Annotated in this window: 1 protein-coding gene; it reads right to left on the minus strand. The window is 52.8% G+C overall.

The window, feature by feature from the left end:
* On the minus strand, nucleotides 1-254 hold a 254-nt coding region (locus R0J92_RS24790), incomplete at both ends, for a hypothetical protein (RefSeq protein WP_411053640.1).

A 254-nucleotide genomic window follows, 5' to 3' on the forward strand; every position in this document is an offset into this window, starting at 1 on the left:
CTGCCAGGCCCACAGAAACAACCCATGGTGTCGCCTCGCCAAGTACCGGCTTCAGCCAGCCAAGACCATAGTAGACGGCGATAGAGAGTCCCATGAGCAGCAATAAGCCCGTCATAAAACCAATCACTTTGTTCAACAGCGGACGTGCCGGATTGCTAGAAGGTAGACCCTTCATATTGGCCTTCAGCGCTTCCAGGTGAACAATGTAGATTAGGGCGATATAGGAGATGAGAGCCGGTAAGAAGGCGTGCTTG

The sequence above is a fragment of the Tritonibacter sp. SIMBA_163 genome, from assembly GCF_046535935.1.
Lineage (GTDB): Bacteria > Pseudomonadota > Alphaproteobacteria > Rhodobacterales > Rhodobacteraceae > Epibacterium > Epibacterium scottomollicae.